Origin of the sequence: Delftia sp. DT-2, from assembly GCF_028401915.1 — a bacterium.
Lineage (GTDB): Bacteria > Pseudomonadota > Gammaproteobacteria > Burkholderiales > Burkholderiaceae_C > Comamonas > Comamonas tsuruhatensis.
The window spans coordinates 1-7,311 of sequence record NZ_JAQOTI010000040.1 but is presented as its reverse complement, the minus strand read 5'-3'; the positions used below and the strand labels follow the sequence as shown (position 1 = coordinate 7,311).

The window sequence follows — 7,311 nt, the reverse complement described above, 5'->3', positions numbered from 1 at the left end:
GGTGGAGGTAAACGGGATCGAACCGATGACCTCTTGCATGCCATGCAAGCGCTCTCCCAGCTGAGCTATACCCCCTTGCTGCAACGTTGCACTGCTTCGTTGCTGCGATTCAAAAATTGTAGCACAGCGTTTTTGGGGCAATTCCGGAATGCATGACTTTTTTATGTCGCCCTGCATTCCGGCGCCCTGCTGCAGCCCGGGTCAGGCCAGGCTTTGCCCGTCGCGTATGCGGTGGATCTCGGCGATGTCCACCACCCAGACCAGGCCGTCGCCGACCTGGCCCGAGTGACAGGCCGAGGTGATGGCCGCGCGGATGGGCTCGACCATGGATGCCTCGGCCAGCACGCAGACCATGATCTTGTCGGAAAAGTCGGTCAACTCCTCCTTCACGCTGCGCTTGTCGATGGCCGCCGGGGCCGTGAAGCCCTCGGCACGGAACAGCGTCACGCCGGGGAAGTTGGGAATGGCGCGCAGCGCGTCGCGCAGGCGCTCCAGGCGACTGGGGCGCACGATGGCCCGGATTTCCTTCATGGTCATTGCAGTGTCTCCTTCATCAGGCTTCCAGCGGTTTTTCGTCAAACCAGCGGTACAGGGTCGGCAACACCACCAGCGTGAGCAGGGTGGACGAGATCAGTCCGCCGATCACGACGATGGCCAGCGGGCGTTGCACCTCCGAGCCGGGGCCGGTGGCGAACAGGAAGGGCACCAGGCCCAGCAGGGCCACGGTGGCCGTCATCATCACGGGGCGGAAGCGCTGCACGCAGCCTTCGCGCACGGCATCGGCCACGTCCATGCCGTCTTCGCGCAGCTTGCGGATGCAGGTGACCAGCACCACGCCGTTGAGCACCGCAATGCCCCACAGCGCGATGAAGCCCACCGAGGCCGGCACGCTCACGTATTCGCCCGTGACGAACAGGCCCAGCAGGCCGCCGATGGAGGCGAAGGGCAGCACCAGGATGATCAACCCGGCCAGCTTGACCGAGTTGAACAGCAGGAACAGCAGGAAGAAGATGGCCACGATGGTCAGCGGCACGATGACCTGCAGCGTGCCCATGGCGCGCTCCATGTTCTCGAACTGGCCACCGTACTTGAAGTAGTAGCCATCGGGCAACTGCACTTCACTGTCGATGCGCTGCTGCACTTCGGTCACGAAGCCGCCCAGGTCGCGCCCTTCCACGTTGGCTCCCACCACCACGCGGCGCTTGCCGCCTTCGCGGCTGATCTGCGCGGGGCCGTCCACCAGCTCGATGCGGGCCACGCTGCTCAGCGGCACCTGGGCGCCCGTGGCCGTGGTCAGCAAGGTGGCGCCGATGGCGGCGGGCGAGCCGCGGAACGGCTCGGGGAAGCGAACCACCACGTTGTAGCGGCGTTCTCCCTCGTAGACCGTGGTGACGTCCTTGCCGCCGATGGCCGACTCGATCACGCCCTGCACGTCGGTGACGTTCAGGCCGTGGCGGGCGATCGCCTTGCGGTCGATATCCACGGTCAGAGCCTGCTGGCCTGACAGGCGCTCGACGCGGATGTCCGTGCTGCCCGGCACGCTCTTGAGGATGCGTGCGACCTGCTCGGACACGTCGCGCAGCTCGCTCAGCTCGTCGCCGAAGACCTTGATGGCCAGTTGCGAGCGCACGCCCGTGACCATTTCGTCCACGCGCTCGGAGATCGGCTGGGACAGCACGATCTGCACGCCCGGGATCGAGGACAGGCGCTGGCGGATGTCCTCGTCGATCTCGTCCTGCGTGCGCTCGGACTTGGGGTCCAGCAGCACGATGGGGTCGGACTCGTTGGGGCCTGCGGGATCGGCCGGCGATTCGCCACGTCCCAGCTTGGAGACCACGCTGAGCACGCCGGGCACTTCGGCCACGGCCTTCATCGCCGCCATTTCCATGCGGATGGATTCGTCCAGCGAGATGCTGGGCACGCGGTTGATCTGCGGCGTCAGCGCCCCCTCCTTCATCGTGGGCATGAAGGACTTGCCCAGCAGCGGGAACAGCCCCAGCGAGCCCAGCAGCAGCGCCACGGCCACGGCCAGCGTGGCGCGGTTGCGCGCGGTGGCCAGGTCCAGCAGGCGCAGGTAGTGGCGCTTGAGGAAGGCGATCAGGCGCGTGTCATGGTCCGCGCCGCCCTTGAGGAAGTACGAGCACAGCACGGGCGACAGGAACAGCGACACGGCCAGCGAGACCGCCAGCGAGATCGCGATGGTCAGCGCCAGCGGGCCGAACATCTTGCCTTCGATGCCTTGCAGCGTCATCAGCGGCAGGAACACCAGGATGATGATGGCGATGCCGAAGATGGTGGGCGTGGCCACCTCGGTGGTGGCCGACAGCACGGTGCGCACGCGTGCGCCCATGCTGTCGCCGGCCTGGCCGAGCTTGTGGAACACGTTCTCCACCACCACCACGGTGGCATCGACCATGAGGCCGATGGCGATCGCCAGCCCCCCCAGCGACATGAGGTTGGCCGAGATGCCCCAGCGGTTCATCATGATGAAGGTGGTCAGCGGCGTGATGATCAGCGTGGCCACCACGATCAGGCTGGAGCGCACGTCACCCAGGAAGATGAAGAGCACCACGACCACGAGCAGGATGCCCTCGATCAGCACCTTGCCCACGGTCCACAGCGCCGAGTCGACCAGGTCGGTACGGTCGTAGTAGGGAACGATCTGCAGGCCGCCGGGGAGCATGCCCTTGGAGTTGATCTCCTGCACGCGCTCCTTCACGCGGGTGACCACCTCCTTGGCATTGCCGCCACGCATCATCAGCACGATGCCGGAGACGCCTTCGGTATAGCCGCCCTTGATGATGGCGCCCTGGCGCACTTCCTGGCCCAGCTGGACCTCGGCCACATCGCGCACGAAGACCGGCACGCCGCCTTCCTGCTTGAGAACGATGTTGCCGATGTCATCCAGCGACTGGACCAGGCCCACGGCGCGGATCAGGTACTGCTCGGTGACCTGGGGCAGGATGCCGCCGCTGGCATTGGCGTTGTTGTCGGCGATGGCCTGGACCACATGGCGCACGGACAGGCCGTAGTGGCGCAGCCGGCCGGGATCGACCTCCACCTGGTACTGCTTGACGTAGCCGCCCTGCGAGTTGATTTCGGCCACGCCGGGAATGGAGCGCAGCAGCGGGCGCGCCACCCAGTCCTGGATGGTGCGGCGCTCGGTCAGCTCCTCGGGCGTGAGGGCCCGCTTGCCGTCGTCGGGATGGTCCAGCGTGTACTGGTAGACCTCGCCCAGGCCCGTGGACACCGGCCCCAGCACGGGGATGATGCCTGCGGGCATGCGCGGCGTGACCTCCATCAGCCGCTCGGTGACGAGCTGGCGTGCAAAGTACACGTCGGTGGCATCGGTGAAGACCAGGGTGATGATGGACAGGCCGCTCTTGTTGAGCGAGCGCATCTCCACCAGGCCCGGCATGCCGGTCATGGCGATTTCCAGCGGCACGGTCACGAAGCGCTCGATTTCCTCGGGCGAACGGCCTGGCGCCTCGGTGGCCACCTGGACCTGGACGTTGGTCACGTCAGGAAAGGCATCCACCGACAGATTCATGGCGGCGCGCAGGCCGAAGCCGCACAGCACCAGCGAGAGCACGATCACGATGAGCCGCTGGCTCAGTGCGGCCCGGATCATGGAAGCGATCATGGGCTTACTCCAGCTCTGCGCGCTTGCGCTCGTTGTTCAGGTGGAAGGCACCCGTGGTGACGATGACCGTGCCATCGGCCACGCCCTTGTTCACGGGGCGCATGCCGCCGCTGGCGGTGCCCAGCTCGACGGGCGTGAGGCGGTAGTGGTTCTCGCCCTTCTTGACGAAGACATGGTCGCGGTCGTTCTCGCGCACCACGGCCTCGGCCGGCACGGCCAGCAGCTGGCGCACCTCGCCCTGGATGCGCATGGTGGCCAGCATCTGGGGCTTGAGGTCGCGCTCGGGGTTGTCCACCTGGGTGCGGATGGTGACGGTGCGGGTCTCGGGCGTGACGGTGTCGCCCACATGCACGATCTGGCCCGACAGCACCCGCTCGCCCAGGGCGGGCACGGCGATCTCCACGGCCTGGCCGGCACGCACGCCGCTGGCCATCTGCTCGGGGATCGCGCCCACCACCCAGACGCTGCTCAGGTCGGCCACGGTGAACAGCGGATCGCCGGGCTGGGTCACCTGGCCGGAGCTGACCTTGCGCTCGATCACCACGCCGGCCCCTGTGGACAGCACGGCCGCATGCGACTGCAGCGTGCCCTTGTCGCGCAGCTGGGCGATGGCGCTGTCGGGAATGCCGATCAGGCGCAACTGGTCGCCGGCAGCGCGCTGCTCGGCGCGCGCAATCGACAGCTCGGACTCGCGGCGCTGCAGCTCGGCCGAGCCGATGACATCGGCGGCGATCAGCTGGCGCGCGCGCTCCACGCCGCGCTCGGCCAGCGTGGCGGCGGAGTGTGCACGCAGATAGGCCAGCTGGGCGGTGGTCAGCTCGGGGCTGGCCACGCGGGCCAGCACCTGGCCCGCGCGCACGCGGTCGCCCACTTCGACCAGCACTTCGGTCACGCGTCCCGTGGCGGCCGCGCCAATGCGGGTGACCTGGCGCTCATTGGCCTCGATGCGGCCGGACACCTCCTGCAGCAGCGCGATCTGCGCCTGCGCCACGGGCTTGACGGCGAAGTTGGGCGCCATCTCGGCGGTGACGCGGACCTCCATCGGGTCCTGCTCCTGCGCAGCGGCCGCTGCGGGCGCCGCCTTGGCTTCGGCCTCTTCGTTCTTGCCGCAGGCGCTCAGCGCCAGCGTTGCGGCCAGCAGGCCGGCCAGGGCCAGGGAGTTCACCAAGGTGCTGCTGCCTGCGCGGGCGGCGATGGGTTGCGGATGCATATTCAAGGACATGTTCGTTTCTGATTTCGGGTGTGAGGCAGGGACGGCGCGCTTCACAGCGCGGACGGATCGTCGTAGCGGCCCGCCAGGTATTCGAGCTGTATGCGCGCCGCCTGCAGCTGGTAGCGCGCGTCGAGCAGGTCTGCACGGATGGAGCGCAGCACGCGCTGCGCATCGAGCACATCGAGAATGCCGCGCTCGCCGAAGCGGTAGGCGGCCTCGGCCACGCGCAGGGCCGACTCGGCCTCGCGCACCGAACCCTGGCTCAGTGCCTGGGTGCGCAGTCGTGCCATCTCCAGCTCCTTCCAGGCCTGCAGCGTCTGCTGGCGCAGCTCGATCTGCCGGCCTTCCAGCTGCAGACGCGCGCGCTCCAGCTCGGAGGCCGCCTCGTCGATGGGGCCGCGGTGCTGGTCGAGCAAGGGGATCTGGATGCTCACGCCCACCGTGTTCAGGCGCACATCGGGCTCGCGCGTCTGGCCGTAGCGCAGCTCCACGCCCGGCCAGCGCGAGGCCTTGGCACCGTCAAGCCGCGCCTGGGCACGCTCGACCTCCGCCTTGAGCTGGCGCAGTTCGGGATGCTCCATGGGATCGATCTCGCCCATGTCCTCGATGCGCAGCGGATCCTCCAGCGACACATCCAGGCGGAAGCGCACGGGCAGCTGGCCTGCGGCCAGGCGGCCCAGCGCCAGCTGCGCCTGCTCGGCACGCAGCCGCGCGGTCTGCTCCTGCTGGCGCGCCTGGATGATTTCGGCATCGGCCTTGATGATTTCGTAGCGTGCCGCCTCGCCGCTGTCCACGCGGACGCGGACGCGCTCATGGGCCTGCTCCAGAAGGCGCACCGCCTCCTTGGCGGCCTCGACCTCCGCCTCGCGCAGCACCATCTCGTAGGCGCGCAGCCGCACCTGGGCCACCAGCGCATTGCGCGTGGTCGCCACGAAGTGCACCGAGCCCTGCTCGCCTGCCCTCGCGGCCTCCACGCGCGCACCTCGCACGGCGGGGTTCTCGATGGGCAAGGCCACGGCCCAGCCCTGCACCGTGCCGGCTGCCGCGCCCGGAACGCGGGCGCTGTTGCGGCCCTGGTTCCATTCGAGCTTGGGATTGGGCAGCGCCGAGGCGCTGACCACACCTGCGCGCGCCGTGGTCCGGGACTGCTCGACAGCGCGCAGATCGGGGTTGTGGTCCAGCACGGCGCGAACGACCTCGTTCAGGCTCAGCTGGGGCAGGCGCTGTGCGGCGGCCGAAGCCACCGAAGGCGCCTCTGCGGCCGAACCGGCCTTCGGCACGATCGGCGTACGGGACGCCGCGGCCTCGGCGGCCTCGGCGGCGGCCGGAGCCGCCTGCGTCAGGGGCGCCTGGGACGCCTGGGGCTTGCCAGGGGGATGGGCCTGCGCCGAAGCGCCAGCACCCCAGCCCACCAGCAGGCTGCAGATCGCGCCTTGCAGGACCTTGCGCGAACAGGATGGAAAACGGGCGGGGGCCATTCCCGCCAATACCGTTGGATTCACCATGGCATGCATCTGCCGCAAAGCGACAGTCGAGGGGTTGAGTAAGAGATGGGCCCTTCCCTGCGGACCACGCAGGAACGGGCATGGCCGCGCCGTGCGCAGTCAGCGCGCGGACGACGGCATGGCGTGCACGCCAGCAAGGCGCGCACGAGCAGTGATCAGGCAGTGGGATGCGTCAGCCGACAAGGGGCGCAAGGGGCACAAGGCATGCCTGCGCCGCAATATGCGGTCAGCCGAGCAGGGAAGGTCTTGGAGGGCGCAGCAGCTGGCCCGGGGCGGGCGACAGGTGCGCCTGGGAATAGGTCGAAGGCGGGGCCCACAGCGACACCACCTGCACGGCGATGGGCTCGGGCGGCCAGTACATCTCGGCGGAACGGTCCTCGCCGCAGGCCAGCAGGGCCAGCAGCTGGCGCTTGTTGCCGCTGTGTGCCGTCAGCTCGGCAAACTCGGTCTCGTCGTCTTCCTCCACTTCCGCGAGTTCCTCGAGGAATTCCTCATCGATGGTCACGACGGGATGGTGCGCCAGCAGGCCATCGCCTTCCAACCCATCGGAAGATGCCGAAGCTGCCACCTGCCCACAGAAGATGGACAGCAGCATCAGCAACGAAAAGACAAACGATGGCGCAAGGCGCATGGAGCGGGGCAGACGAGTCGGTGAAAGATGGACGCCCTGCAAACAGGACACCGTCTATTGTTACGAATGTTGAGGGAAAGTTCCGGGTTTGCCCTTAAAAAATCTGGGCAATAGATCGTGTTTTGTGCACAAAGGCTTTCCATGTGAAGAAGTCACACCGAAAACTGCAACAACCAGAAACAAAAAAGCCACCTTGCGGTGGCTTCTTGTCTGCGCAAACACGAGGGTCTGCACAAGGAATCTGGCGGAGTGGACGGGACTCGAACCCGCGACCCCCGGCGTGACAGGCCGGTATTCTAACCAACTGAACTACCACTCC

Annotated in this window: 5 protein-coding genes and 2 tRNA genes; all 7 read right to left on the bottom strand. The window is 67.7% G+C overall.

What is annotated here, in order from left to right; genetic code table 11:
- Positions 1 to 2: 2 nt before the first annotated feature.
- Positions 3 to 75 (bottom strand) — tRNA-Ala (locus PO605_RS30560).
- A 126-nt stretch (positions 76 to 201) separates the two neighbouring features.
- A complete protein-coding gene (locus PO605_RS30555) occupies positions 202 to 537 on the bottom strand; it encodes a P-II family nitrogen regulator (RefSeq protein WP_016450797.1) in 336 nt (111 codons plus the stop codon).
- A 16-nt stretch (positions 538 to 553) separates the two neighbouring features.
- Entirely contained in the window at positions 554 to 3,643 is a 3,090-nt protein-coding gene (locus tag PO605_RS30550) for an efflux RND transporter permease subunit (RefSeq protein ID WP_047473784.1), read from the bottom strand.
- A 4-nt stretch (positions 3,644 to 3,647) separates the two neighbouring features.
- A complete protein-coding gene (locus PO605_RS30545) occupies positions 3,648 to 4,865 on the bottom strand; it encodes an efflux RND transporter periplasmic adaptor subunit (RefSeq protein ID WP_016450795.1) in 1,218 nt (405 codons plus the stop codon).
- A gap of 41 nt (positions 4,866 to 4,906) precedes the next feature.
- Positions 4,907 to 6,361: a TolC family protein gene (locus PO605_RS30540; RefSeq protein WP_016451428.1), complete on the bottom strand. Its 1,455-nt coding sequence runs from the start codon at positions 6,359 to 6,361 to the stop codon at positions 4,907 to 4,909.
- Positions 6,362 to 6,587: 226 nt separating this feature from the next.
- On the bottom strand, positions 6,588 to 6,992 hold the full coding sequence (locus PO605_RS30535) for a hypothetical protein (protein WP_016450793.1): 405 nt from the start codon (positions 6,990 to 6,992) through the stop codon (positions 6,588 to 6,590).
- Between the two features lie 242 nt (positions 6,993 to 7,234).
- Positions 7,235 to 7,311, bottom strand: a tRNA-Asp gene (locus PO605_RS30530).

Excerpts from the sequence above, each read along its gene's own strand:
- PO605_RS30555 (WP_016450797.1), bottom strand. The coding sequence starts at position 537 with ATGACCATGAAGGAAATCCGGGCCATCGTGCGCCCCAGTCGCCTGGAG.
- PO605_RS30550 (WP_047473784.1), bottom strand. The coding sequence starts at position 3,643 with ATGATCGCTTCCATGATCCGGGCCGCACTGAGCCAGCGGCTCATCGTG.
- PO605_RS30545 (WP_016450795.1), bottom strand. The coding sequence starts at position 4,865 with ATGTCCTTGAATATGCATCCGCAACCCATCGCCGCCCGCGCAGGCAGC.
- PO605_RS30540 (WP_016451428.1), bottom strand. The coding sequence starts at position 6,361 with ATGGTGAATCCAACGGTATTGGCGGGAATGGCCCCCGCCCGTTTTCCA.
- PO605_RS30535 (WP_016450793.1), bottom strand. The coding sequence starts at position 6,992 with ATGCGCCTTGCGCCATCGTTTGTCTTTTCGTTGCTGATGCTGCTGTCC.